Origin of the sequence: Dyadobacter soli (genome assembly GCF_900101885.1) — a bacterium.
In the GTDB taxonomy this organism is placed as follows: Bacteria; Bacteroidota; Bacteroidia; order Cytophagales; family Spirosomataceae; genus Dyadobacter; species Dyadobacter soli.
The window spans coordinates 256,983-283,392 of sequence record NZ_FNAN01000007.1 but is presented as its reverse complement, the minus strand read 5'-3'; the positions used below and the strand labels follow the sequence as shown (position 1 = coordinate 283,392).

At 53.1% G+C, this 26,410-nt stretch carries 23 protein-coding genes; 11 read left to right on the top strand and 12 right to left on the bottom strand.

Annotated features, from left to right (window positions below):
• The first annotated feature begins 13 nt into the window (after nucleotides 1-13).
• Entirely contained in the window at nucleotides 14-1,453 is a 1,440-nt protein-coding gene (locus BLQ88_RS13265) for a RagB/SusD family nutrient uptake outer membrane protein (RefSeq protein ID WP_090150417.1), read from the top strand.
• Here BLQ88_RS13265 and BLQ88_RS36435 read toward each other — a convergent pair.
• On the bottom strand, nucleotides 1,450-1,656 hold the full coding sequence (locus tag BLQ88_RS36435) for a hypothetical protein (protein WP_143016841.1): 207 nt from the start codon (nucleotides 1,654-1,656) through the stop codon (nucleotides 1,450-1,452). The genes BLQ88_RS13265 and BLQ88_RS36435 overlap by 4 nt on opposite strands.
• 262 nt (nucleotides 1,657-1,918) lie before the next feature.
• On the opposite strand from BLQ88_RS36435, the gene BLQ88_RS13260 reads away from it, so the two are divergent.
• A complete protein-coding gene (locus tag BLQ88_RS13260; RefSeq protein WP_229212687.1) occupies nucleotides 1,919-3,160 on the top strand; it encodes a M14 family zinc carboxypeptidase in 1,242 nt (413 codons plus the stop codon).
• Here the strand turns inward: BLQ88_RS13260 and BLQ88_RS13255 are convergent.
• From BLQ88_RS13255 to BLQ88_RS13235, 5 genes are all read right to left on the bottom strand, one after another.
• Nucleotides 3,157-5,604, bottom strand: coding sequence for a TonB-dependent receptor (locus BLQ88_RS13255; RefSeq protein WP_090150414.1), 2,448 nt, complete (start codon nucleotides 5,602-5,604; stop codon nucleotides 3,157-3,159). The two genes, BLQ88_RS13260 and BLQ88_RS13255, sit on opposite strands and share 4 nt — an antisense overlap.
• 94 nt (nucleotides 5,605-5,698) lie before the next feature.
• Nucleotides 5,699-7,378 carry a M56 family metallopeptidase gene (locus tag BLQ88_RS13250; protein ID WP_090150412.1) on the bottom strand — a complete coding sequence of 560 codons (1,680 nt, stop codon included), beginning with the start codon at nucleotides 7,376-7,378 and terminating at the stop codon, nucleotides 5,699-5,701.
• A 12-nt stretch (nucleotides 7,379-7,390) separates the two neighbouring features.
• Nucleotides 7,391-7,777: a BlaI/MecI/CopY family transcriptional regulator gene (locus tag BLQ88_RS13245; protein WP_090150409.1), complete on the bottom strand. Its 387-nt coding sequence runs from the start codon at nucleotides 7,775-7,777 to the stop codon at nucleotides 7,391-7,393.
• A gap of 85 nt (nucleotides 7,778-7,862) precedes the next feature.
• A complete protein-coding gene (locus BLQ88_RS13240) occupies nucleotides 7,863-8,762 on the bottom strand; it encodes an alpha/beta fold hydrolase (RefSeq protein WP_090150406.1) in 900 nt (299 codons plus the stop codon).
• Between the two features lie 78 nt (nucleotides 8,763-8,840).
• On the bottom strand, nucleotides 8,841-9,836 hold the full coding sequence (locus BLQ88_RS13235) for a GlxA family transcriptional regulator (protein WP_090150402.1): 996 nt from the start codon (nucleotides 9,834-9,836) through the stop codon (nucleotides 8,841-8,843).
• A gap of 130 nt (nucleotides 9,837-9,966) precedes the next feature.
• On the opposite strand from BLQ88_RS13235, the gene BLQ88_RS13230 reads away from it, so the two are divergent.
• On the top strand, nucleotides 9,967-10,473 hold the full coding sequence (locus BLQ88_RS13230) for a DUF1569 domain-containing protein (RefSeq protein WP_090150398.1): 507 nt from the start codon (nucleotides 9,967-9,969) through the stop codon (nucleotides 10,471-10,473).
• A 75-nt stretch (nucleotides 10,474-10,548) separates the two neighbouring features.
• On the opposite strand, the gene BLQ88_RS13225 is transcribed toward BLQ88_RS13230, so the two are convergent.
• The 4 genes from BLQ88_RS13225 to BLQ88_RS13210 all read right to left on the bottom strand — a co-directional run bounded on the left by BLQ88_RS13225 (nucleotide 10,549) and on the right by BLQ88_RS13210 (nucleotide 17,632).
• Entirely contained in the window at nucleotides 10,549-12,144 is a 1,596-nt protein-coding gene (locus tag BLQ88_RS13225; RefSeq protein ID WP_090150395.1) for a RagB/SusD family nutrient uptake outer membrane protein, read from the bottom strand.
• Nucleotides 12,145-12,174: 30 nt separating this feature from the next.
• A complete protein-coding gene (locus tag BLQ88_RS13220) occupies nucleotides 12,175-15,660 on the bottom strand; it encodes a SusC/RagA family TonB-linked outer membrane protein (RefSeq protein WP_090150392.1) in 3,486 nt (1,161 codons plus the stop codon).
• 162 nt (nucleotides 15,661-15,822) lie between these two features.
• Nucleotides 15,823-16,887 carry a FecR family protein gene (locus BLQ88_RS13215; protein ID WP_090150389.1) on the bottom strand — a complete coding sequence of 355 codons (1,065 nt, stop codon included), beginning with the start codon at nucleotides 16,885-16,887 and terminating at the stop codon, nucleotides 15,823-15,825.
• 166 nt (nucleotides 16,888-17,053) lie between these two features.
• On the bottom strand, nucleotides 17,054-17,632 hold the full coding sequence (locus BLQ88_RS13210) for an RNA polymerase sigma factor (protein ID WP_090150386.1): 579 nt from the start codon (nucleotides 17,630-17,632) through the stop codon (nucleotides 17,054-17,056).
• Between the two features lie 184 nt (nucleotides 17,633-17,816).
• Between BLQ88_RS13210 and BLQ88_RS13205 the strand changes: the two genes are divergently transcribed.
• The gene (locus BLQ88_RS13205; RefSeq protein WP_090150383.1) at nucleotides 17,817-18,239 is read left to right on the top strand and encodes a DoxX family membrane protein; all 423 of its coding nucleotides are present in this window, start codon (nucleotides 17,817-17,819) and stop codon (nucleotides 18,237-18,239) included.
• 16 nt (nucleotides 18,240-18,255) lie between these two features.
• On the opposite strand, the gene BLQ88_RS13200 is transcribed toward BLQ88_RS13205, so the two are convergent.
• A complete protein-coding gene (locus BLQ88_RS13200; protein WP_090150381.1) occupies nucleotides 18,256-18,849 on the bottom strand; it encodes a Crp/Fnr family transcriptional regulator in 594 nt (197 codons plus the stop codon).
• Nucleotides 18,850-18,974: 125 nt separating this feature from the next.
• Between BLQ88_RS13200 and BLQ88_RS13195 the strand changes: the two genes are divergently transcribed.
• From BLQ88_RS13195 to BLQ88_RS13175, 5 genes are all read left to right on the top strand, one after another.
• Nucleotides 18,975-19,802: an alpha/beta hydrolase gene (locus BLQ88_RS13195; RefSeq protein ID WP_090150379.1), complete on the top strand. Its 828-nt coding sequence runs from the start codon at nucleotides 18,975-18,977 to the stop codon at nucleotides 19,800-19,802.
• Between the two features lie 19 nt (nucleotides 19,803-19,821).
• A complete protein-coding gene (locus BLQ88_RS13190) occupies nucleotides 19,822-20,430 on the top strand; it encodes an isochorismatase family protein (RefSeq protein ID WP_090150376.1) in 609 nt (202 codons plus the stop codon).
• Nucleotides 20,431-20,586: 156 nt separating this feature from the next.
• Nucleotides 20,587-21,792 carry a multidrug effflux MFS transporter gene (locus BLQ88_RS13185; protein WP_090150373.1) on the top strand — a complete coding sequence of 402 codons (1,206 nt, stop codon included), beginning with the start codon at nucleotides 20,587-20,589 and terminating at the stop codon, nucleotides 21,790-21,792.
• Between the two features lie 110 nt (nucleotides 21,793-21,902).
• Nucleotides 21,903-23,180 (top strand): epoxide hydrolase family protein, encoded by a 1,278-nt coding sequence (locus BLQ88_RS13180; RefSeq protein WP_090150371.1) that lies wholly within the window; start codon nucleotides 21,903-21,905, stop codon nucleotides 23,178-23,180.
• A gap of 12 nt (nucleotides 23,181-23,192) precedes the next feature.
• A complete protein-coding gene (locus BLQ88_RS13175) occupies nucleotides 23,193-23,639 on the top strand; it encodes a nuclear transport factor 2 family protein (protein ID WP_090150368.1) in 447 nt (148 codons plus the stop codon).
• A gap of 97 nt (nucleotides 23,640-23,736) precedes the next feature.
• On the opposite strand, the gene BLQ88_RS13170 is transcribed toward BLQ88_RS13175, so the two are convergent.
• On the bottom strand, nucleotides 23,737-24,129 hold the full coding sequence (locus BLQ88_RS13170) for a T9SS type A sorting domain-containing protein (protein WP_090150365.1): 393 nt from the start codon (nucleotides 24,127-24,129) through the stop codon (nucleotides 23,737-23,739).
• 391 nt (nucleotides 24,130-24,520) lie between these two features.
• On the opposite strand from BLQ88_RS13170, the gene BLQ88_RS13165 reads away from it, so the two are divergent.
• A complete protein-coding gene (locus tag BLQ88_RS13165; RefSeq protein WP_090150362.1) occupies nucleotides 24,521-25,201 on the top strand; it encodes a flavin reductase family protein in 681 nt (226 codons plus the stop codon).
• 258 nt (nucleotides 25,202-25,459) lie between these two features.
• The gene (gene tatC / locus BLQ88_RS13160; protein WP_090150359.1) at nucleotides 25,460-26,395 is read left to right on the top strand and encodes a twin-arginine translocase subunit TatC; all 936 of its coding nucleotides are present in this window, start codon (nucleotides 25,460-25,462) and stop codon (nucleotides 26,393-26,395) included.
• Nucleotides 26,396-26,410 lie beyond the last annotated feature (15 nt).

Here is a 26,410-nt window from a genome sequence, read left to right as displayed (position 1 = left end):
CCGACCTGAACTTATGAAACTCAAAACCATCATTTTCGGCTCCCTTTGCGTGCTCGCGTCGGGCTGCTCGGGTTTCCTGGAACTCGCACCGATCGACGCCACCAACGTGAATAATTTTTACAAAAACGCATCCGATATGCAGGCGGCCGTCACAGCGGCCTACGGAATGCTGGCCAATCCGGGCGAATACGGGTACGCCTACTATAATGTGGCCGAAGTACGCTCGGACAACACCATGAACTGGGAGGGCGGCGGCAACCTGCCCGACGCCGAGCTGGACCAGTTCAAAATGGCTTCCACGAACGAGATCATCCGCCTGATGTGGGTCGATACTTACCGCGGCATCCTCGCCGCCAACACCGTGCTCGACCATATCGGCGGTGCGCAAATGGACGATGCATTGCGGCAGCGGTTTATCGGCGAGGCCCGTTTCCTGCGTGCATTGCAGTATTTCAACCTCGTGCGGACATTCGGCGACGTGCCGGTAGTACTCTCTGAAACCAAAACCGTGGACGAAGGGTACAGCCAGCCCCGCATACCGGAATCGGAAGTGTACGCGCAGATCATCGCCGACCTGACGGACGCCGAGCAGAAGCTGCCCGTTTCGTATGCCGGCAACGACATCGGAAGGGCTACCCGCGGCGCGGCCAAGGCATTGCTCGGCAAGGTGTACCTTACCACCGGTAATTTTGCCAAAGCCAAAGACAAATTGAAGGAAGTGATCGACGCCGGCACCTACAAGCTGCTCGACGACTACGCCGCGCTCTGGCCCGTTGCCAATGCGAACAATGAAGAATCGCTTTTTGAAGTACAATTCAAAAAAGGCGGAACGGGTACCGGCAGCAGTTTTTACAATAACTTCGCGCCGCGCAACTCGGGTAGCTCGGTGATTAAAATCGGCTTTGCAGGCGGGCGGCATTTACCTACCACTGACCTTATTGCTGCCTACGAAACAGGTGATTATCGTAAAAATGTTTCACTATCATTGGGTTATACCGACAATGTGACGGGGAAATACGTGGCCGATCCCTACACGCTCAAATTTCAGGATACGCCTTTCACCGATGGCGACGCCGACAACAACTGGCCGGTAATGCGCTTCGCCGATGTGCTGCTCATGTATGCGGAGGCTGTGAATGCGACGGACGGCCCCACGGCTGCGGCCTACGAGGCGATCAACGCTGTAAGAAAGCGTGCAAAGCTGGCGGTACTGCCCGCAGGCCTGTCCAAAGCGGCATTCGCATTGGCCATCGAGCACGAGCGGCAGGTCGAACTCGCCTTCGAAGGGCACCGTTGGTTCGACCTCGTGCGCACGGGCCGCGAGGTGGCGGTGATGAATGCGCATTTCAAAGCGCCGGTCGTGCAGGATTTCAATGCCGTTTTCCCCATCCCGCAAACGCAGATCGATATCAATCCGAGCGGGATCAAGCAGAATCCGGGGTATAGTTTTTAATGGGTGACCGGGTCGCCGGAGCGATGAGTGACCGGGTCGCCGGAGCGATGATTGATCGGGCCGCCGGAGCGATCAGCAAGTCGATCAATAACGAGAATGATGAATTGCTGGGAAAAAATCCATTTTAAGACTAAAATGCCGTCAGGCATGTAATATTGGTAGCAGATTATATCAAAGGCGGCATCGAAAATGCCCCTGGGCATGCAACAACCGGGCGTTCGGTATCGCTGATAGTTCGCTGTTACATCCCTGACGGGATTTTCGATGCGCGTAATCGACTGGTTGCTACCAATATTACATCGCTACGCGATTGGCTACTTAGTTGCGGACGCCAAAATTCCATCATCGCTCCGGCGACCCGGTCACACATTCAACATTCCCCGTTCCACGACGACTCATTCCCCGTTCCACCGCGGGTCATTCAATCATTCAATCATTCAATCATTCAATCATTCAATCATTACCATGAAGCAAGTTGCATTTTTCATTTTCGTGCTGTCACATTTGGCCAACCAGGTGTTGGGCGCATTCGGGGGCTCGCATATACACGTGAAGGCCGATACGCTGGCGGCCTCGAAAATCTTCATCAACACCGCTTTCGAAAATGCGTCGCCGATGAACTGGCACATTGATTCGGCGGGGCGGGTGATTGGTCAGATGGTGTATGACCATGAGCGGTTTTCGCCGAACCGGGCGGTGAACCATTACCATTTCAGGGTGGAGGCGGCGGTGGGTACCGAGGTGACGGTGATCCTGGAAAATTTTGACAACATCTGGAATGGCCGGCTGGCGAGTGATTTGTCGGAGAAGTCGCGGTATGTGGTTTCTTTTGATAACAAAAAGTGGGAAAGCCGTTCGGTGGTACCGTTGCCTGGCCGGCGGGTTTTTATCAAATTCAAAATGGAAGCGCCGCAGGCCTACATTGCCAGCGTGGAGCCGTACCGCATCAGCGACCTCAACAAAATGCTGGCGCGGATCAAACAGCACAAGCTCGCCAGCGTGACTACCATTGGCAAAACGTCGGAAGGCCGCTCGCTCGAAATCGTGCGGATCGGCAACGAGAATGCCCCGAAACGGCTCTTCCTGCGTGCCCGCGCGCATGCATTCGAGGCGGGCGGGAACTGGACGGTCGAAGGGCTTGTGCAAAAACTGCTCAGCAACGACGACGACGCGAAACGCTATCTCAAAACCTATTGCGTGTACATCCTGCCCATGGCCAACAAGGACGGTGTGGCACGCGGCAAGACGCGCTTCAATGCCAACGGCTATGACCTCAACCGCAAATGGGACGTCCCCGCCGACTCGCTCATCGCCCCGGAAAACTATTACCTCGAACAATGGCTGCACCGCATGGTGAAGGCCAACAAACGGCCCGACCTGGCCCTGGACATCCACAACGACGCCGGCGGCTACCTGCACATCAGCCGCCCCGACGGCGATATCAGCGCCTACCTCTCGAATATGGAGAAGCTCGAAATGCTGCTGCGCAAGCATACCTGGTTCACCGCCGGCTCCACCAAACCCAGTTTCCGCAATCCCGGCACGCTGGGAGAGGGCTTTATGGAACGCTTCGGCATCCACGCCGCCGTGTACGAGCTGAATTATGAATGGATCGCCGGGCTGAACAAAGCGCCGCTGGCCGAAGACTGGGTTTCATTGGGTCAAAACCTGGGCGAGGTGTTTTACAATTATTTCAAAGGAAATTAATTCTTGACCCGCTGCTCTTCGCTGCCCGAGCCGCCTACATTGCGTTTTCGCTTGCCGGACGTGCCTTTCGAAAAGCTGTAAGTAAACGACGCCACGAGCACGCGCGTGTCGGCGTCGTTGTAGTAGCTCGCTTTGGCATTGGGAATATTGAGAATGCGGCCATTCGGTTCCAGCGAGCTGAAAACGTCCCGCAGCGAGAGTTTTATGATACCCTTGTCTTTCAGGACCTTTTTCTGGACGGCCGTATTCACGAGGAACAGACCGTCCTTGTCGAACTGCGCGCCCTGGCTTCGTGTAATGTAAAAGCCGCTCAGCTCGGCGCTCCACCCGTTTTTGAACAGGAACTGGTTGTTCGGGCTGATGTAGCCGTAAGTGGAGCCGGTGGTGCCGTCGGGGTTGCCGGGCATGCCGCGGAAGTTGTTGCGGATGAGTTCGGCGTAAAAGTTGCAGGTCCACCAGTTGCCGGCTTTGAGCTGGGCGGTGAGGGTAATGCCGCCCCAGACGAGCCTGCTGATATTGCCCGTCCGGCTGATGAAAATGTTTCCGGCCTGCTCGATGACCTCGCCCTGCATATTGCGGGTGTAGTTATAGAGGAGCGACAAATTGAACCGGCTTTTGTAGTTGAGCGAAAGCTGAAACCGGTTGCCGAGTTCCGGTTTCAGGTAAGGGTTACCGGCGAAATAGGAGAATTTATCCAGCAGAAAAACGAACGGGTTCAGGTCCTGGTAATAGGGGCGGCCGATCCGGCGACCATAGGAGAAATTCAGGCGCGTTTGGTTTGTATCGAGCTTGTAGCTGAGGAACACGGTCGGGACAAGGCTGGTGTAATGCCGGGAGAACGATGAATCGGGCTTCACGGCATTGCCGAGCTGATGGCCGTAACTGTTCGTGTTTTCGGCACGGAGGCCGGTTTGCAGCGAGAATTTCTGAAACTCGCGGTTGAAATTCACATACACCGCATTGATGTTCTCGGAATAGCGGAACCGATTCGTTTTATCGTAATCGACGGAAACGGTTTCGCCCTGGTGGAGGAAATAGTTGGCCGCATTATCGGTGCGGACGAGGCTTGTTTTGAACCCGGCGCCAAATTTGCCCTTCCGCAGCGGATGCTCGTAATCGGTTTTGGCCGAATAAATATCGATGGAAGAGGGGAGATCGGTCGTGATTTTTTCCTGCCTTTTGAAATGCTCGCCGCCGTCAAGGAAATCGTTGATGAATGTCTGTCGGGCGCGGATGCGGTAGGTAATGTAATCCAGGTCGAATGTGAGTAAGCGGCCGGTGCTGTCGTATTGATGGCTGAAATTCAGGTTGATACCATGCTGCCGGAAGCGGTTTTGCTCGCTGTTGTCTGCCCGGATGAGCGAATCGATCGCACCGGCGGCATTCCGCACGGCGCTGCTCACGGGCCTGTGCTCACGTGTGTGTGTGAACGCGCCTGTATATACGAAGCCCCAGGTAGTCTTTTCATTGGCGTAAAAATCGAATCCGGTTTTCAGGTTGGTCGTCCTGCTTTTTGGGTAAAAAAAGGTGGTTTGGTCAAATGACGACAGTAATGCACCGCTTTCGCCGTAGTACCTTCGCTGGATGTCGAGCCGCCGCCACTGGTCGGTGCTGTTGAAGCTGGCATTGGTGAAGAAATTGAAGCGGTCGCGGCGGAAATTGAGGTTGGCGTTCTCATTGTGCCGCCAGTACCGCGACCGCGCCGGACTGAGCGTAATGCTGCCATTGAGGCCGTGGACCTTGTTTTTACGGATTTTGATATTGATAACCCCCGCGCTCCCGGCCGCGTCGTAACGCGCGGGAGGATTTGTGATGAGCTCGATCTTTTCCACCGAATTGGCTGGTAATGAGCGCAGATATGCTGCCAATGCGGCGGCGGAAAGGTAAGTAGGGCGGTTGTCGATCAGTACCAGCACGCCCGGCTGGCCTTTGAGGCTGATGCTCCCGCTCTGATCGACCATCACGCCGGGCGACTTTTCCAGTACTTCCAGCACATTGGCGCCTGCATTCGAAATGAGCGCGTCCACATTTATCACCGTCCGGTCGATCTGGTATTCCACGAAATTCTTCTGCCCGGTCACTTTCACTTCGTTGAGCTTGATGTCGCCAGTCTTTAAGGTAATGGTTCCGAGGTCGATAATCGGTTTGCTGTCGGTCAGTTCGAACTTGCTGCCGGTGAAATTTTGAAAGCCCAGCATTGCTACGGACGCTAAATAGCTCCCATTTTGCAGGCCCAAAACCGTAAATGTTCCATCCCGCCCCGTCAGCACAGTATTAACCACACTCGAATCCGCGGCGGCGAGTACCGAAACCGCCGCCCCTTCCAGCGGCTTGTGGTCTTGCGCTGTCACTTTTCCTTTGATTTGGGCAAAAGCATTCCCCAATGCCGCCAGCAGGGCAACGGCAAGCCACAGGGTGGCTCTCACCCGGTCGATGTTTTTCATGATGTCGTGATAAGATTAGTTTTTCAAGGCCAACGGGCATAGTTCGCCCGCCTTACCGGAAGTAAGTTTTGAAAATGAATGTATTGAATGGAAATTACTGGTGGCTGCCGTACGTAAAATCGATAACGTCGTCGGGGCTTGTGAGTACGGCGTCGAGCACGGCCTTGTGAACTCCCTCCGGCTGTTTCTTGCCATTGAGGATCAGCTCTTTATTGGTAATCCTGAAATCAATTTCGTTCCTCGAAATCGCCACGCCCTGCTTCTCGATCGCGTCCATGATCTTCTCGTTGATCGCCTGGCGTTCTATGCGGATATCGCTCGGCCGGTATTCCTGCTGGTAGGTTTGCAGCGGCTGCAATTGGTAGGTTGACGCATATGCCCGGTGCGCCACCGGTTCCAGCCGTGCCCGACGGGAAGAATCGACGTATATCGGCGCCAGCGATTGGTAGCGTGGCGTCAGCGGTTTGTGCAAGGGCTGTAAAGTGTCTGACGAAGCCGGATTATAGTAATTAACCCTTTGCGGCGAATATTCAGCGCGTCGTTTGTTGTCTGTATTTAGATTGTTAATGTGTTGATTGTCAAAATATTTAGTATCATTTTCGTTCGCTTTGTTTGGAAGAGACTGTGCGTTGCTACGCTTGGCCGGCGTGGAGGCAGACGTTTTTGCGTTGCTACTTTGCTTCGCATTCTTCCTTTGAGGGCTGGCAGTGTGCGGCCCGTCGGTCTGCCGCCCGCCAGACTGTGCGAATACGATGGAGAATGTGAAGAATGCAAGCATTGTTATGAGTAGTACCGTCTTTTCGGCAGCGCCGAGGGTGGGGTTGGTGCGGGAGGCAATGCGTTTGGCACGTTGAACGAGGCCGCCTTTGCCGGAGAACGCTAGTTGATATACGTTTTCATTGAGCTGGTATTCCCGGAACGAGAGCAGGGCGCGGATGTAGACGGTCTGGTTGCCGGAATGCCTCAGGGCCATGTCGTCGCAGCAGTTTTCACGCTCTTCGCGGATGAGTTTGGAAATCCAGAGAATGCCGGGGTTGAAAAAGAAGAGCAGTTCGGTAAGCCGTTGCAGGAAATTGACGACAAAGTCGAAGCGGCGGATGTGCGCGAGTTCATGCAGCAGCACCATTTCGATCTGATCCGCCGGAATGGACGTGATCACGCCCAGCGGGACGAGTATGACTGGTTTGAAATGCCCGAGCACCGTCGGTACTTTTACGAGACCGGACTGGAACACCTTCACCGGCTGCGATATGCCCATTGTTTTGGCAAATTCGGCCACGCGCTGCTCCCAATGGCTGCCGATGCTGTAAAGTTGCTGTGTTTTGAGCTGGTACAAATGATAAAGCCCGAGCGCAAGGCCGCTGATTTTCACCATCACAATTACCAGCCACGCCAGGGTGATCCAGTATATGTTTTGGGTCAAAAAGTCGGTAGCGATGGCAATAGCGCTTTGTTGATGTGCCGCTAGCTGGCTGCTAGTTAGTAATGCATTGGGCTGATTTACAATGTTTTCTGCTAAAATCACGCCCACCGGCGCTCCCGCACGAACTTCCGGTCCCGATTGGACAAAGGCAATGCCGGTCGCAACAATGAACAGTAAAAGCAGGCCGGTAAGCAGGTTATAGCGGAGTTCCGGGCGGCTGCGGCGGGTAAGCATGATCACAGCGGCTGCCAGCAGCGCCGCAACGGCACCGATCCAGAGCGAATGGGCGAGCGCCAGGCCGGTCTGCCGGATGAGCGCGTAGGTGTTTTCGGAAATGAGAAGATTTTTCATGGCTGATGTGATTTAGGAATTTCCTTTTTCCAATTGGTCCAACACCGCCCTGATCTCGTCAAGCTCGGCTTTGGAAGCTTTTTTGTTATCCAGCAATTGCATAACCAGGTTACTGGCCGAACCGCCGTACAAATGGTCTACAAAACGGTCGAGCAGGAGGCCTTTCGTTTTCTGCTCTTCTTCGACGGCCGCGTAAATGTGCTTCATACTGGTTTCGTCACGCGTGAGCATGCCCTTTTCGGCCATCAGCTGCATTTGTTTGAGGGTAGTGGTGTAGTTCACCTCCTTGAAGTTATTCAGCTGGTCGTGGACGGCACGGACGGTCGACGGTCCGTGTTTCCAAAGGATCGCAAGGATATCGAGCTCGGCCTTGGTGGGTTCGGTCTTTTCGGAACTCATGGCTATGAAAATTAAGTACATAGCAAAGGTACGATTTAAATCGTACGATGCAAGTAGTAGGCTTGTTAATTTTCAAATACAAATGCTAGCGCGTCTTTCCTAAACTTTCCATCATCATTTTGATAGCGGCAATTACCGCTTTCGGGTCATCGTGGTGCACGTAATGGCCGCTTTTGGACAAGAATAGCAGCGTACCTCCCTTGCTTGACGAATCGATGAATTTTTTCCAGCGTTCGATGTTGAAGTTCGTCTTGATTTCAAAGAAACGGGCGTGGTCGTAATCTTTGCTCCGGCGGTCGGGCGGTACTTCGAATTTCCCTCCGACGATAAAGCAAATGGGCACATTCGGTACCGGCAGGCTCGCCACTTCGGCAAAATCGGTTTTTCGCAATGCGCGAAGAACTTGCAGTTCACTCCACGGGCCGTAATTGGCCGAGTCGGCATTCGCGGGCGTGTAAAGCCGTTCGTACAACATTTCGTCGATCCGCTTTTCGGGCACTTGGAGTTGCCGGAAGATATCGTTCCAGTTTTCTTTGGTTTCTGTAAAATCCGCAGGGTCGAGGAACACCAGCCCCGAGACGTCGTCGGGATAATGGCCCGCATATCCCCGGATGTAGAGTCCGCCCATGGAATGTCCCACCAGGACATACGGAGGAGCGATATTCAGTGTTTTCAGAATGGATTTGAGGTTGTCGGCCACCTCGCGTACGGTCGGCATGCGGTAAATTTTCTCCGATTTCTCCACGCCGGCCCGGTCGTAGCTGAACACCGGCGCCGTTTGCGCCAGCTCGCCGATCACCGAATTCCAGTTGCCGAGGCCCATTCCCATGCCGTTCTCGAAGACGAGTACCGGCTCGCCGGGTTTCCTTTTTTTCAACCCTTTGCTGTAATAATGAAACCGATGACCATCCACGGTCACGAAACTTTCCTGAGCATGGACTTCGCCGACGAGTATGAGCAGGAATACGGCAAATGCAGCTTTCATAGCGGTTTAGGACGTTCAGACTCAAATATATAAATAAATTTCATATCCAGCCTGACGGTACCAGCCTGAATGCGAGTCTCACCGCGCCAGCGTCTCCGTATTGTACCGGTTGCGGTATTCGATGGGCGTCAGGCCGGTAATGCGCTTGAATATCGTGCGGAAGGTTTTCAAATCATTGTATCCCACATCATAGGTAACATAGGCGATGTTCGATTCGCCTGCTTCGAGGGATTTCTTGGCGGCTTCGATCTTGATCCGCTGTATGTACTCGATCGGGTTCAGGGAGGTGGCGCTTTTGAAACGGCGGATGAAATTGCGCTTGCTCATATTGACGCGCCCGGCGATCTGGTCTACCGAAATGTCGGCTTTGAACTCGTTTTCTATGAAGGTCTGCGCCTGGTGAATGTCGTCGTCGTTATGGCCGCGATGGCCCGAAAAGATCGTAAAAATGCTCTGCGATTTCCTTCCGTAGTCGAGCGCATAGTATTTGCTCAGCGTAATGGCCACTTCTTTCCCGCAGGTTTTTTCGATAAAATACAATACCGCGCTCAATGCGGAAAATCCTCCGCCGCCGGTAATGATCGCCTCCGACTGGGTGACGACCTGCTCCGGCCGGAAATTGACGAGCGGATATCTTTTCCGCATGTCGTCGATGGCGCCCCAATGCGAGGTAGCCGGCATCCCGTTGAGCAAACCGCATTCGGCTACGAAATAGGCGCCTGTGCAAAGGCTGATAATCTGTGCCTTGCGCTGGTACTTTTCGGCTATCCAGCTGATCACCTTGTTGTATTTCAATAACAGGTTATCGATCTCCGTATCATCCGTGTTTACGGGCGGTACCACCACGATATCCGTCTCGAAATCTTCACCCAGCGTCTTGGCGCAGTGGAATTGAACGGGAAACCGCAGCTGTACATCGTTGCGGTTTACGCTCACGAGGTCGATCTCGAATGGGGCCGGTCGGCCGCTTCTGATCACCGCTTCCCGGGCGCCGGTCAATAATGCTACGGTGCTCGACAGGGCCGTCAGCAGCACATCCTCATATACGATTACGGAAATATGTCGGGTACGCATGGTTCGATGGGTTTATTCAAAGCTATGATAAAGATGGCACAAAATACACCTTTGAATGGCATTTTACCACGCCGATCAACTTTTGGGGCCCCGGTAATTTTACATTATCAACCAAAAGCAAAAACAAACTATGAAAACGATCTTTGAAGCAGCCACAAGAGAAGAGTTGATCAGAAGGATACAGTCACTCGAAAAAAGCAATGCGGCGCAATGGGGCAAAATGAATGTGTACCAAATGACAAAGCATTGCACGATCTGGGACGAATGGGTGCTGGGCGAACACAAGCCGAAGTACAAACAGGAATTGATTGGCTGGATTTTTGGCAAAATGGCCCTGAAAAGCTTTGTAAAAGACGACCGTCCCATTAAAAAGAACATTCCCTCCGGCACGGCATTCATTGTAAAAGAGCAGGAGGGCGACCTGGAATTGCAAAAGCAAATCTGGATCAGCCGCATCCGGGCTTATAAGGATTTCTACAACCCGGATTTCATTCACGACTTTTTCGGCAAAATGACGCGGGAAGAAATCGGGATATTCGCCTACAAGCATTCCGACCACCATTTGCGGCAGTTCGGGGCCATCGATCCGCTTGCCGACGCAGATAAGCAGCAGGATTCCCGGCTGGTGTCCCGGTGATGAATGCTATTTTGCTAAAAACGAAAAGCCACAGTGCCGGCGAGCGACACTGTGGCTTTTCGTTTTTATACCAGCTTAATTCCAGGCGTTCGCAATGTCTTTCGCCACATTCGGATTATAGTTTTTCTCAACATCCGGGATCGGGAAAAGGACGTTTTTGTCCTCGAAAGGCTGCTTGCCATCACCCGGCTCGGCCGCGCGCTGCGCATTGATCGTCTGCTTGGCAGTACCCCAGCGGATCAGGTCGAAATACCGGCTTTGCTCGCCGCAAAGTTCAACCTGGCGTTCGCGCATGATGATTTTCATGGCGTCGGCTTGCGCGCCCAGCGTCGTGTACGCGACAGCGCCCGAGCGTTTACGCACCTGGTTGATCAGCGCCAGCGGGTCGGCACCGGTTTTGCCTTGCTGGATATGCGCTTCGGCGAGCATCAGGAGCACGTCGGCAAAGCGGATCACCTGCCCGTTGATAGAGCTCGCCGGGCCGCCGTAGGAAGCGACTTCATTGTAGTACTGGTATTTTTTCCAGACATAATAACCCTGCGGATCGTCGGCTTTGAATGGGAAGTCGATCGGGCCGCCGGCGCATTTCTGGCAATACTGGGTATCGCCGCCGCTCTCCTTGCTGCCGTAGAATGTAAACTTCGCACGCGGATCGGTGTAGTTGGCGCCGTTGGCCGGGTTTGGATACTGGAATGATTTGACGGTCGTGGTAGAAATGTAAACGTTAAACCAGTCCTTGAAACCGTATTCCTGCGCGCGGTCGGAGTGGGTGGCCTTGCCGCCCCAGGTTTCCTGCCCGCCGAAAACATAGTACTGGTTACCGATTCCCCAGTCGGTCCATTTGGCATTCATGACCTGGAAAATGTTCTCCGGGCTGCTCTGGTTGGTAGAGCTGAACAGGTTCTCATACGACGGGTCGAGCGTGTAGGTAAAAGGTGCTGCCGTCAGCTGTTTGAGTGTCGTTTCAGCCTGTGCCCATTTCTTTTGGTACAAATAGGACTTGCCCAGCAATGCTACCGCCGCGCCCCGGGTGGCCCTGCCGAGCCCGGTAGCCGCGTCGTAGGTTAGCGGCAGATCGGCGGCAGCCATTGTCAAATCGCTCTCGATCGTCGACCAGATCGCCTCCGCCGAAGCGCGGGAAGGGTAGTTGTTGGCTACGGTGCTGTCGTAAGCGGTGATGAGCGGTGCCTTGCCCCACAGGTTCACGATGTTGAAATAGGCGTACGACCGCAAAAACCGCGCTTCCGCAATGTACTGCTTCGCGGCCTGCTGGTCGGCGGCCGATGCCGGTTTCCATACACTCGCCCGGTCGATCACCACATTCGACCGGAGGATCAACCGGTAAAGGCTGTTCCAAAGCTGGCCGATCTGCGCCTGGCTGGTACCGAAAGAGTAGTCGGCGAGCTGGGCCATATCGCCTTGCAGGTTGGTCGTCTTCTTGGCCTCATAACCGAGCAGGTCGAAAATGAAATAGTACTCGCGCGACCACAGGCCGTTGTGCAGCAGTGTGGCATACGTAGCGATCACCGCCTGGTTCAGCCCTTCGGATGAGGTGAAGTAGGTTTGGTAATCGTACGCGCTCTGGCTTTCCAGTTCCAGTTTGGATTCGTCACACCCGGCCAGCTGGAAAACCGCAATGAGTCCTGAGAGAAAATATATGATCTTTTTCATGTTCACTTCAAGTAAGTTTTTTGCTAACCATTAAAACCCAAGCTGCAAGCCGCAAAGCAATGTTCTAGGCTGCGGCAACTGCAGGCGGTCGTCGATACCGCGCGAGAAAATGTAGCTTCCGCCGTTCTGGGTGCTTACTTCGGGGTCGTAGCCTTTGTATTTGGTGAATGTCAGAAGGTTTTGCGCAGCCGCGTACAGGCGGATGCTTTTGAATACCTTGCCGCTGCCAATACCTTCGATCACGCCCTGCGGAATGGTGTAGCCCAATGTGAGGTTGCGCACGCGCAGGTAGGCGCCGTTTTCCAGCCACCAGTCGGAAGGGCGCAGGTTACCGTCGCCGGTTGCGCTCTGGCCCGCACGCGGGAGCTCGGCCACATCGCCGGGTTTGCGCCATCTTTTGAGGATCTCGGTAGAAGCATTGTGCCCCGTCGATTCATTCTCGGTCACGAATTTAAATGCATTCAAGATTTTCAAACCCGTAACACCCGAAACCACCACGTTCAGGTCGAATCCTTTGTAGCTGGCCCCTGCATTGAAACCGTACACGATTTTCGGGATCGGGTTGCCGAGGATCTTCTGGTCGGTGGAAGTAACCTTGCCATCGCCGTCGAGGTCTTTGAAAATAAAATCACCCGGGAGCAATCCTGCCTGGTACTTGGTAGTGGCATCGCCCGCCTGCTCGGCCGCTTTCGCATTCAATGCATCGATTTCCGCCTGGTCTTTCGCTACATGGGATACCTCATAACCGAAGAACGACCCAATGGCCGAACCCGCAGCCGTGTAAGTGAATGTAGGCAGGTTACTGAATGTCCCGGCCTGAATAGGAGCCGCAAACTCGCTTCCGAGGGAATTGACGGTGTTCTTGTTGTAAGCCAGGTTGGCGCTTACATTGTATTGAAAACCTCCCCGGGCCTGGTCGCGGTAGCCTACCGAGAACTCCACGCCCTTGTTTTGCGCACTGGCCGCATTGGCATATTTGCTAGGCTGCCCGCCGCTGTCCGACGCACCTGTACTTCCGGAAACCGGCACGCGCACGAGCAAGCCGGAGCTTTTGCGGTTATACCAGTCCACGGTAAGGGTCAGCCGGTTGCTCAGGAAGCCAAGGTCGAGGCCGATATCGGTCTGGTCGGTCGATTCCCAGCGGATATTCGGGTTAGACAATGTATTAATGGTCGTGCCGGGGCTGAATCCTTCATTGGTACCCAGCGAATACACGAGGTTACCGTTCGGGTTGCCGCTGTACGTGAGCACCGACGTCACGCCCGTGGTCGGGATGGTGTTATTACCCGTTCTGCCCAGTCCGAAACGTACCTTTCCGTCGCTGAGGAAATTCAGGTTGTTTTTGATAAAATCCTCATCCACAAAGCGCCAGGCTACACCGAGTCCGTAGAAGTTCCCGAAACGGTTGTTGGCACCGAAGTTCGAAGCGCCGTCGCGGCGGAAACTTCCAGTAAGAATGTATTTATTATCAAAAGTATAGCCCAAACGTGCGAAATAGGAAATCACCGATGAGCGCGCATAACCATAATTCGAGCCGGTAACGGCCTGCGACTGCGCCACGCTGATGTTCTGAATGGCGTCGTTCGGGATTTTGGTACCGGTCGCATTCAGGCCCGACGAATTTCCGGGATCGAGGTAGCTGTTGCCGAGCGTTGCCGAAACGCTGTGTTTTCCAAATACCTTATTATAGGAAAAGTAGTTTTCGATCGTGTAAAACGAGTAGTTGCTGAAACCCAGCGTCGCCTGCTGCGGGTTGGTGAGGTTGTTACCCGCCGTGTAGCCGTACTGGTAGCTCCGGTTTTTGCCGCCGCCGATCTCGGCCGAAAGCTGGGTACGGAACCGCAACCCCGAAATGATATCCACCTCCGCGAAAACCTGCGGGAAGAACACAAAGCCGGTATTTACAGGATGGTTAAGGTTAATGGCCGCCAGCGGGTTGTTACCATTGCTGAAATCGTCGACGTTGGTGGTATTGGAATAACCGCCCGGGATGGTCGCGTCATAAATGGGCTTGTAAGGCGCATAATACACCGCGTCGGAAATGCTCGCGGCCTGGCCGTCGTCCTTGGTATAGCGGATGTTCAGGCTTTGTCCCAAATGAAAGCGGCCGAGGGTTTCGTCCAATGCAAACCGCGCATTCAGCCTGCTGTTGGAGAAGTTCTTCACAATGGCCTGCTGTTTGATATAACCTAATGAAAAGTTATAAGCTACTTTCTCGCCTCCGCCGCTGATGTTCAGGTCGTTCTGCGAAACGAGTCCGGACCTGAAAATCTCGTTCTGCCAGTCGGTGCGGTCCGTGGTCACTTCCGGCGTGTTGAACTTCGCGGGCAATGCGGAATTGGTGGTGGCCGCGAAATCTTTCAGCAGGTCGATGTACTGCGATGCATTGAGCAGGTCCAGCGTTTTCCAGGCTTTGGCAACGCCCCATTGGGTATTGAAATTAATGCGCGGCGCGCCCGATTTCCCTCTTTTGGTAGTGATAATGACCACGCCGTTAGCCGCCGCCGAGCCGTAAATGGCTGTGGAAGAGGCGTCTTTCAGAATGGTAATGTTCTCGATATCCTGCGTCGCGAGCGTATTGAACATCGTTTTGCTGCCCTGGATACCGTCGATCACGTAAAGCGGATCTACGCCGGTGAATGAGCCGGTACCGCGGATGAGGATCTGGGCGTCGGAGCCCGGCGTGCCGTTCGATTGCAGCACCTGCACACCCGCCGATTTACCGATCAGCAGCTGCGACGGGTTGGTAGCGGTGGTAGCACCGGCGTCTTTCGAGGAAACAATGTCCACCGAGCCCACCACATCCTGCTTCCGCGAGCTGCCATAGCCGATCACGACTACCTCGTTCAACGATTTAAAATCAGGGGCCATTGCTACGTTGATCACCGCGCGGTCGCCCACGGCGATTTCCTGCGATTTATAACCCACAAAGCTGAATACCAGCACGGCTTCCACATTGTTCACTTCGAGTTCATAGTTGCCCGAAGCGTCCGTAAGCGTGCCCAGCTGGGTGCCTTTCAGGCGTACACTCACACCCGGGAGGCCGTCGCCGTTCTCGTCGTTTACCTTGCCTTTCAGCACCTGCGCGAGCATATCGTGCATTTGAATGGATAGCTGCCCGGCGCTTTTCGTTTGCAGTTCCTTGTTGGCTTTCAGTAGGATACGGCCCGATGGTGTTACCTGGTAGGATATTTGCAGCGGCGCCAGCAATGCCTGCAATGCAGCCGCGAGTTTCTGGTTCACAACATGGATCGCCACCTGGCGCTCGGCGCGGATCGCTTTGTTGCTGTACACAAATTTTACGTTCGCTTTCTGCTCCAACTGGTCGAGCACTGTCGCCAGTTCCACCTTGTCGGCGTGGAGCGTCACGTTCCGTTCCAGCACCTCCTGCGCCTTGCTGACGTGCGCCGCATAGGTGAGGCTGGAAAAAACGATTGAAAAGATAAGCTGGGCCAAAGAAAGTCTCATGAGCAAGCAAAGCGATGCCCGGTTTTTTCGGTATCGGTTTTTTTTCATAGTTTAGAAAGGTTTTTTATAACTAATGAATACCCTGCTGCCGCATCTTGGCGGATTTCCGGCAGTGGGAATGTACTTGGCCGGCAGGGTAGCGCTCTGCCGGTTTCTTCTTTTACGCTGGACAGGTTTATGGCATAGATTGGTATTTAGGTTAAACAAAAATTACTTGCAACCGGCCGTCGAGACGAGTATACGCGTCCCCTGAACCTGGTAAAAACCATCGTTCGACTGGCAAATCAGGTCCAACTGTTCGAAAAGCGACATATTGGTGAGGTCGCCGGTGAATGTGCATTCGTTCACCGCTTCGCCCGAAACCACGATATCAACCCCGTACGCATCTTCCAGGCGCTGAAAAATGTCGGGCAAAACCATATTCTTGTAGACCGCGGCCGGTATTTCGGTGTGGGCGGTGAGCAATACCGGCTTGTCGACGAGGCTGGTCATCAAATGCCCGCTTTCCTCGAAATAGGTCACGCGCTGGTTGGGCGTCAGGATCACCCCTTTGTTGAACTGGTGGCGCGTTTCGGCGGTATTTTCGGGGGTGTCGATGTTTTCGTTTTCGAATACCGAAACCTTCCCGCAAACTACTTCCACCTGCATCTGACGATCTTCACCGCCTTCCTTTACCCAGAAGCTCGTCCCCAGCACGCGCGTCACGAGTTTGCCGCTGTACACGAAAAACGGTCGGTGGCTGTCCTTGGTAATGTTAAAAAACGCATCGCCTTGGAGCTGAACTTCTCTTTTTCCGGCTGAAAACCGGCTGGGGTAGGTGAGTCCGGCGCCGGGTGCGAGGGTGACTTCGCTGCTGTCGCTCAGTTGGACGCGCATGGGCTGCGCAGTGTTGTTCGTCCTGGAAACGAGGCTTTCGCGACCGGCTTCGAGTAGCAATGGTCTGCTCGCCGATTTGCCCGAGACCGTTTTTTGGGAAAAGAAATAGAACAGCGCCAGCGACACGACGAGTACCGCCGCCACCGAGGCGAACATCCGCCAGACAACCGGAGACAGGCGCGGAAAAAACACCCTCGCATTTTCAGGGCCTTTTCTTTCCTGTTGAATAGCGTTCCACATCCGGGCTTTCAGTACCGATTTTTCGGCCTCCGAAAGTTCCGTTTGCGGCACGCCGCTTTCGACCTGGTCGTACCATTCATGAATGCGCTCTCTTTCCGCGGGCGTGCATTTGCCCTCGTGGTATTTCAAAAGCAGGTTCTCGATTTCGTCGTAACTCATAAGTTCAGGGGTGGCTGTCCAGACTACCGGATGTCTGGTTCAATCACTAAACCGTATGATCGGCGGATTGTCCCTGAATGTTTTTAAAATAAAGTGGAAAGTTTATATAAAACAGAAAGTTTAGCCCTAAACTTCTTCTAAAAATGCAACAGAATTTAAATGGAGATCAGGAGAAAATACTGAGGAGCAGGAGCAGTAAGGTTTCATTCAAATACTCGCGGACGGCCTTGGAAGCTTTACCGAGATGGTACTCGACCGTCTTGTCAGACAAATGCATGAATTCGGCGATCTGCGCCACCGTCCAGCTCTCTACCCGGCTGAGTTTAAATATCTCACGGGTTTTTTCGGGAAATGGTTTCAGGCTTTCGTCGATGTTGCGCAGCAGCTCGTTATATGCAATTTCGTCTTCGGTGTAATGCTCGTGCTGGCTTGCAAATGCCTGGTACCAGGCCAGGTAGCGGCTTCGCGGCCCAGCTTTGCGGATGTGGTCGATGACTTCGAAACGTACCGCCGAAAAAAGGTAATAATTCAGCGTCGTCGTACGCAGGTTTGCGCGCTCGTTCCAGAGGCGTGTAAAAATGTCCTGCACGATCTCCTCCGCAATGTGCCTTTGCCCTAATTTGTGGAATGCGGCCTTATACATCGGGTACCAATACTGGTCGTAAACGGCCGTGAAAGCCCATTCATGCCCGGCGCATAAAGCTTCCAGCAGCTGCTGGTCGGAAACCTGTTGGCGATCGGGCATTTCAGTGTAGAGGTGTCAAGTTTACGTTTTTGTCAAAGTTATATTTTTTAGTTTGATATTTACATTTTATGTTAATCCTATCATGTGTGATAAAATAGCCAGAAGAAAATCGTGCATTTCTTAAACCAGTTTAAGAAAATTGACACCGCCAGGCATTTCCTTTACGCCAAAAAACTTCATTACAATGGCTAACAACACCACACCGCTTTATTTTCATCAACTGTTTCTTCGCATTGCTTTGGCTGTCGCATTGCTATCAGCCGTCGCCGACCGGTTCGGAATGTGGCCCGATCAGGTTTCGGCCTGGGGCAACTGGGAGAATTTCGAAGCGTATACCCGGAAACTGACGTTTTTCCTGCCTGAGATATTGAGTAAAGCAAGTGGATATGTGGCTACCGCGGCGGAGATTGTGCTCGGATTATTACTTTTGGCAGGATTCCAATTGAGGTGGACGGGCCTGTTCACGGCATTACTGCTGGCGACATTCGCATTGTCGATGACTTTTGCGCTGGGCATCAAAGCTCCCTTCGACTATTCCGTGTGGGTAGGCAGCGCAGGCGCGTTCATGCTGGCGGGATTGAATGGCTTTCCCGCCCGGCAGGGTTAGCCGGAAGTTGCTCGCATCACTCCGGCATGCGCAAAACCTTCGCGTGGATCGTATTGAAAAACTCCGGTGTTAGGCCCAGGAACGTAGCGACATGCTTCTGCGGAATGCGGTTGGCGAGCTCGGGGAAGTTGGTGCGGAAATGAATGTAGCGCTCCTGGCCGTTCATGTACAGCATCCGCAGGTTCCGCATATGCTGGTTAATGAGCGATTGCTGGTAAGATATCCTGAAAAAACGCTCAATGGCCGGCGCGCGCAATGTAAATGCTTCCAGGTCGTCCTGGGTGATTTGCACCACTTCCGAATCTTCCAGCGCGACGATATTGCAACGCGTCGGCTCGCGGGTGGTGCGGCTGTACAGATCGGACGTCCACCAGTCTTCGATGGCGAAGTACAGGTTATGTTCGATGCCTTTCGGATCGAGATGATAGGTCCTCAAACAGCCCGAATTGACATAATACTCACAATCGCAAATATGGCCTTCCCGGAGCAGGAATTCTCTCCGCCGGATTTTCCTCACTGTCAGTAGCGTACAAAAATCCTCTTCTTCTTTCGGCGTAAGCGACGTATATCTTCTCAGGTTCGCCAGTATTCCGGCAAATGGCGCTGTCATAGCATTCAGGCTTTGTTAGGGTGCAAATGGACAAAGTTCAGCCGACGTGACGGTTTAAAAAACTAAGATAACTTAATTTTTTTTCAGATGCCCGCCGCTCAATTTTGCCTGCAATCAACGAAACTATGGAAACGATACTTGCAGGTCGGGCTGGCTTTGAAATGCTCGGAAACCAATATCCGCCCGCTGAAAATGTCCGGTACGAAAGCATTTCAATCGCCGATGTCCCTTGCATGTGGGTAAGGCCCGAGGGCGCACCCGTGTACGAGGTGGTGGCATACATTCACGGCGGGGCATTCATTTATGGTTCTTTCAAATCGCACACCGCGCTGGTGAGCCATATTGCATCGGCACTGAACCGCAGTATACTGATGATCGATTACCGGCTGGCGCCGGAGCATCCTTTTCCGGCGGGGTTAAATGATTGCATTGCCGTGATTACCCACTTTTTTACGGACAACCCCGGTATCACGTTCGGCATGGTGGGCGACAGCGCGGGCGGTAACCTGACCATCGCTACGCAGCTGGGCCTGAAAGCAGCCGGCGGCCCGATGCCGCATTACAGCATGGTGATTTCGCCCTGGGCAGACCTTGAATGCAAGAACGACAGCTACACCAGAAACAAATTGGCCGATACCCTCCTGACCCGCGAGTACCTGCAATGGGCGGCTGGTTTATATGCCGGGAATGCGGGTCGGGCGGACGGCCTGGTGTCGCCCGTGAATGCGGACCTGCGTGGCCTGCCGCCGACGCTGATCCTATGTGGCACCGCCGAAGTATTGGAAGACGACAGCATTCACCTGCACCGGCGGTTACTGGCGGCAGGAGTGGAGGCGGAGCTGATCCTGTTCGAGGACGAGCAGCACGTCTGGCCTTTTATGGACATTCACTCCAAGTCTTCGCAAAAAGCGCTGGCCGATTTCGCGGCGTTTGCGCATAAGCACACATTGTAATCCATTTACCAACCAATTAATGATGAACACTAAACCATCGAGGCTGACCGCCGAAAATTCACTCGTCATCCTGATCGACCACCAGCCGGGCTTGCTGATGAACTGCAAGACCATCGACCCGCTGACGATCAAAAACAATGTGGTCGCGTTTGCCAATGCATTGAAAGTACTGAACGTGCCCACGATCCTTACCATGCAAAGCCTTGGCGGTTTCGGCCCTATTACCAAAGATCTCGCCGAAGCCCTGCCGGATGTGGAGCACATAGACCGGACGATTATCGACGTTTGGCTGGACGCCCGGATCCGGAAAATGATCGAGGACTCCGGCAAGACGCACATTATCCTCGGCGGCATCACGCTCGAAGTGTGCGCGATGTTCCCGGCGCTTTCGCTGCGCGAGGAGGGATATCAGGTGTATGCCGTAATGGACATTTCGGGTAGCCAGAGCGTCGATATCGAGCGTTGGGCATTGGCGCGGCTCGTACAGGCAGGTGCGATCCCCGTGAGTTTCACCGCCGTGCTGATGGAAATGCTGGGAGATAATTCACTTCCCGAGGCCGGTCCGGTGTATGGCGCATTGAGCCCCAGCTGGGGAATGCCGACTTTCCTTTCGGAGTACCACCAATAAATATTCGATATATAATGAAAACAGTTTCAGTACCTGCCCGCGAGCAGGTAAGCTCGTGACCTTGCGTACGTTCACCAACTATGTGTATGCGCTGACCAAAATTCCGTTCGATTTTCCCGCAGCACCGGCTATATAAATCCAGGTAAAATACTTCCCATGATGCAACCTGCCCGACCGGTCAACACCGCCGTCGTCATCCTCGTGCTCGGAATGCTTACGGCACTTGCGCCGCTTTCGATCGATATGTATTTGCCTGCATTCCCCGACATCGCGCGGGACCTGCACACCCACGTGTCGGATGTGGCATTGTCGCTTTCGTTTTATTTCGTCGGTGTGTCGGTGGGGCAGCTTGCTTATGGGCCGTTGCTGGAACGGTTTGGGAGGAAGAAGCCGCTCATTGCCGGTGTTATCATCTACATTTTGGCGGCTGCGGCCTGTGCATTTGCCACGTCCGTGTCGTCGCTGATCGCCGCCAGGCTGTTCCAGGCGATAGGAGGGTGCGTGGGTATGGTTGCCTCCCGCGCCATCATCCGCGACCTTTTCCCTACGGAAGAGAATGCCCGTGTGCTGTCGATGCTCATGCTCGTAACCTCCGTTTCGCCCCTGATAGCGCCCACGGCCGGCGGTATGATCACCGGCTATTGGGGCTGGCGGGCTACTTTTATCGTCATGATCGGGATGGCCGTCGCGGTATTGGCCGGGGTATACTGGCTCCTGCCCGAGAGCCATCAGCCCAATCGGCAGGTTTCCCTCAATCCGAAATCTGTTTTAATGAGTTTTTTGAATATTCTCAAAAACAGGCAGTTTCTGTTTTTCACCCTTGCCGGTTCACTTTGCTCGGTGGGGCTGTTCGGGTACATTACGAGCGCTACCACGATATTTCTCGATCAATTTCACATTGCGCAGCAGCAACTGGGCTGGATCGTCGGCAGCTTGTCGATGGCGATCGTCGCGGCGAGCCAGGTGAACAACCTGCTTTTGAAGAAGTTTGAAGTGGATTGTCTCGCTGTATGGGCGGCGGGTGCGCAATCGGTGATCGGCATTGTCTTCGTGGGGGTGGCGCTGCTGGGCCTCAGCTCGCTGGCGGTCACGATTGTGTTTATTTTTGCATTACTGGCCTGCCTGGGCTTCATTTTCCCCAATACCACCAGCCTGGCCATGGAGCCGATGGGCAAAAATGCCGGTAACGCTTCGGCGCTGATGGGCGCCATTCAAATGCTGATCGGGGCGGGGGCGTCGGCATTTTTTAGTATGCTACCCGATAAGTCCGTCACGACGGTCGCCTGCATTATGGCCGGCTGCGCGGTTTTGTCTTTCGCGATCTTTGCGTCCGGGCGCAGGATTTTGCAATTACAAGACTGACAGTCAGTGGATTTCAGATGTTTTTGACAGGCCTGTAATTGTGATGTAAGTCACGTAATGAAGCGGTTGTTTAGCTATTCCTTTGTGTCAGAATTTAGACACGAAAGAACATGAAAAAGCACATAATTGCCGCAAGTTTGCTGGCCACCGGGCTGGCGACAGCAGCGCCGGTAACCGCCCAAACCGCTGTGAATCAGGATACATCTATCCGTCCATACCATATCCATATCCCCAACGCAGAACTGACCGACCTCAAACGCCGGATAACCGCACACCGCTGGCCCGACAAGGAGCTCGTGCACGACGAAACCCAGGGCGTGCAACTCGCTACCATGAAAGCCCTCGCCGGGTACTGGGCCACTGAATACAATTGGCGGGGCGTTGAATCGAGGCTGAATGCCTTACCGCAGTTCATTACCACCATCGACGGCGTGGATATTCACTTCATCTACGTCCGCTCGAAATATCCCAATGCATTACCGGTGATCATCACGCACGGCTGGCCGGGTTCCGTGATAGAGCAGCTCAAAATCATCGGCCCACTGACCGACCCTGTGAAATACGGCGGCAAGGCAGAGGATGCTTTCGACGTGGTAATCCCCTCCATTCCGGGCCACGGCTTCTCCGGTAAGCCCGACGAGCTGGGCTGGAACCCCGTACGCGTGGCGAAGGCGTGGATCACGCTCATGAGCAGGCTGGGCTACAAGGAATACGTGGCGCAGGGCGGCGACTGGGGGAATGCGATTTCGGAAAACATGGCGCTGATCGCGCCTCCGGGGTTGCTCGGTATCCACACAAATATGGCCGCCACGGTACCAGCCGAAATCTCCAAAGCATTGGCAGCCGGCACCATGCCCGCCGGGCTCCCGGCCGATGAGCGGAACGCCTACGAACAACTGGATTTCTTCTACAAAAAGGGACTCGGCTATGCCAGTGAAATGAGCCTGCGGCCGCAGACGTTGTACGCCATCGACGACTCGCCCGTAGGCCTCGCCGCATGGATGCTCGACCACGACGACCGCAGCTACAAGCTCATAGCGCGGGTGTTCGACGGGAAAGCGGAAGGCCTCACGCGCGACGATATTCTGGACAATATCACCCTTTACTGGCTTACCCGCACCGGCATTTCATCGGCCCGGCTGTATTGGGAAGCCTCTCAGGGCGCCACAGGGGGCTTCTTCGACCCCAGAGGTTTAAAAATCCCCGTGGCTGTAAGTGCATTTCCCGATGAAATTTATGCTGTGCCGCGTAGCTGGGCAGAGCGCGCTTATCCCAGGCTGATCTATTTCAATAAGTTGGAAAAAGGCGGGCACTTCGCGGCGTGGGAACAGCCCGAAACTTTTACCAACGAACTGCGCGCCGCATTTAAGCCGCTTCGTACGAAATAGGGTATTTATCAAATGAAATATTTCATATTCATCGCCTTGCTGTTGTTGCATTTCAGCAGCGAGGCCCAAAAGCAAAGCACGATGGAAACGCTAAAACAGGATTCATTGATCATTGCACAAACATTAGAGAACGACTATTTCAATGGCATTTATAATGGCGATGTGGAGCAGCTTCGCAAAATATATCACCCGGGAACATTGCTTTGGGGTGATGTAAAAGGGCAGCCCTACGCAAAGACGATCACCGAATATCTCGACGGCGTAGGCCATCGCCAAAGCCCGAAAGAATCGGGCAAGCCATTCAAAGGTGAAGTGCTGGACATCCGCGTCACGAACTCCATTGCCGTCGCCGAGGTTAGGGTAAAAATGTATGACTTCCTGTATCACGAATACCTTTCATTTCATAAAATCGACGGCAAATGGCTGCTGGTGAATAAAATGATCAGTGATGTTTTGTGATATTTGGGGTGTGTAAAAGCAAACAGGGACAGGCCTTTCTAGTGAGGCTTGTCCCTGTTTGTTTTACACTTAATTCTTTAAATGAATTGAGAATGCATTATCCTAATGACACAATTCGGTGGGCTTCGGCAGTTTCGGTATTCAATTCGATGGTTTTGATTTCCTTATGTTTACCGTCGATCAGGACGACTTTGTAGGCGCCGTCGGGAAGCTGGCTCAGGTCAAACGTTGTCCGGGTGGCGCTGTCGGACTTTTTAATGCTTTTGGACGCAAGTGTGCGCCCGGTTTGATCGACTACATTGAGCGAAACTGCTTTTTCTCCTTTAAGCACATTGACGTTGATCTTCCCGTTTTCTGTCGATACTACCCAAAACCGGGTTGCGATTTCGTCTCCGACAACATTTGAAATCCCTGTTTCTGATTTGGCAAACCCATTTGTGGAAAGGGCAAGGGAACATGTTAAAAGCACTGATGCGATGAGCGTTTTCATGGTTGCTTATAATTTAAATGTGATTGTTTATGATTTGCGGAGCCGCATTGTTGCCGACTTCCGATACAATGTTAGCCGCCTTTCCCGGCCCGGCAAAATGCAATCGACGGAGAGGCAATAAACAACGACGGATGGCGTATATTTGATCATAAGTCACATTAAATGAGACAGTTGTGTGTAAATGTTGGCGCTCATAGATTAAAACAGCCCATTCATCGAGCCGCGCGAGGGTTTCATTGAGCAGGAGGCGTTTTGGTTACAAAATCAGCACGGAATTTTCGTCTTTCAAGCCCCAATGGTTTACAATTCGTAGGGCCGTCTATTTCGCAAGAAACGGGTTTCATTGAGCAATAACATTCGATTGTTTTGATGCAAAAAACAACGTAAGAAAATGCATCAAATCAGTAATCCTTCTATTTTGTATTTCGGTACGCCTGTTGTATTGGTAGGCACAACTAATGTTGATGATACTTTTAATCTGGCGCCTATTTCGTCGGCGTTTTGGCTTGGGTATCGCTGCATGATCGGGATAGCGGCGCATTCCAAAACCACTGAAAACATCCTGCGTACACGCGAGTGCGTACTGAATCTGCCGTCGGTGGAGCAGGTCGAAGCGGTTGACCGGCTGGCGCTGCTTACCGGTAGTAATCCCGTACCTGCCGGGAAAAAGTTGAAAGGTTACACTTATGAAGCCGATAAATTCGGTAGGGCAGGGTTGACGCCGTTGGAATCAACGATTGTCAGTGCGCCCAGGGTTCTGGAATGCCCTGTTCAACTGGAAGCGGCATTCGTCGCGATACATCCGTTCGCAGCGGAAACGGGCATTGAAAATATCAGAAGTGTTACATTGGAATTAAAAATTCTCCGCGTTCATCTCGACGATTCCATCGTTTCCCGCGAAAATCCCGATCATGTGGACCCAGAGAAATGGCGGCCGCTTATTATGAGTTTTCAGCAGTTTTACGGGCTTGGCGGGCAACTGCATCCTTCAAAACTGGCATCAGTCCCGGAAAGGCTTTACCGGACCCGTGATACGGAATCAGCCGGCATTTCGCACCTTGATTTGAATTAAAGAAAAGCAAGCCGTATCAAACTGATAATATCCAGCGAGAATGTCGCCAGCCTGATCCAGAATTTGGAGCGCTTTTTCGTTTCCATGCGTTAGTGATTTTTTGACAAAATGCATTATAAATGCGAGTCCTGCAAGCGATATTTGATCAATGGCGGGCCGCTTTTTTCAATTAGGTGCTGATGAATTGATAACGATGGTAATTAAAATAGCGCTGTGCCTGCCTTACTATTGAAATAAATAATGTAAACCAGCACTGTTATGCCATTGGACCAACATTTCGAAGAAGAATCTACCGCTGAGGGTAGAGAAATGAGTTTTTTAGAGCATCTGGAAGAACTCAGATGGCATATTATCAGGTCGGTGCTGTCCATTGGCGTATTCACCGCTGTTGCTTTTACTTACAGGGGTTTTATTTTTGAGGAGATCGTGCTTGCGCCGAAATCCCCGGATTTCTGGACGTACCGAATGATGTGCAGATTAGCGGATTTTACCGGCTATACCGATTTATGCGTCAGTAAACTCGATTTCGAACTTCAAGTGCTGGGGATTTCTGATCAATTGTCTTTGGCAATGACCTCGTCGGTTATCATAGGCCTTTGTTTCGCATTTCCCTATTCATTCTGGGAACTGTGGCGCTTTGTGAAACCGGGTCTTCGCGCGGCGGAAAGACGGGCTGCAAGAGGCGCTGTGTTCTTTGTATCGACGCTTTTCTTTTCGGGTTTGCTTTTCGGTTATTATATCGTTACGCCGCTGTCGATCAATTTTTTGGCCAATTTCGAAGTAGCGCCCGGTTTGAGAAACCAATTTGATGTTAATTCTTACCTATCTGTTTTGGCGACGCTTTCCATGGGATGTGCGCTGATATTCCAATTGCCGATCGTTGTTTTTGTGCTTTCAAAAGTTGGCATTCTCACGCCCGCGTTCATGCGTACGTATAGACGGCACGCGTGGATTATAATTCTGGTTATTGCCGGGGTCATTACTCCTTCGCCGGAAATTTATAGCCAGTTATTGGTTGCATTGCCATTAGTCGGGCTGTACGAAATCAGCATTTATGTTTCGGCTTACGTCGAGCGCACGAGGTTGAGGGAAACCGGCATCGATCAGCTTCTCGGCCTTCTCTTCTTGCTTGCCAAATACGGATTTTTCAGAGTCGTCGCGGGACGCTATCGCTACGCGGCATTGCGTGCGTGAAATGATGCTTCATAC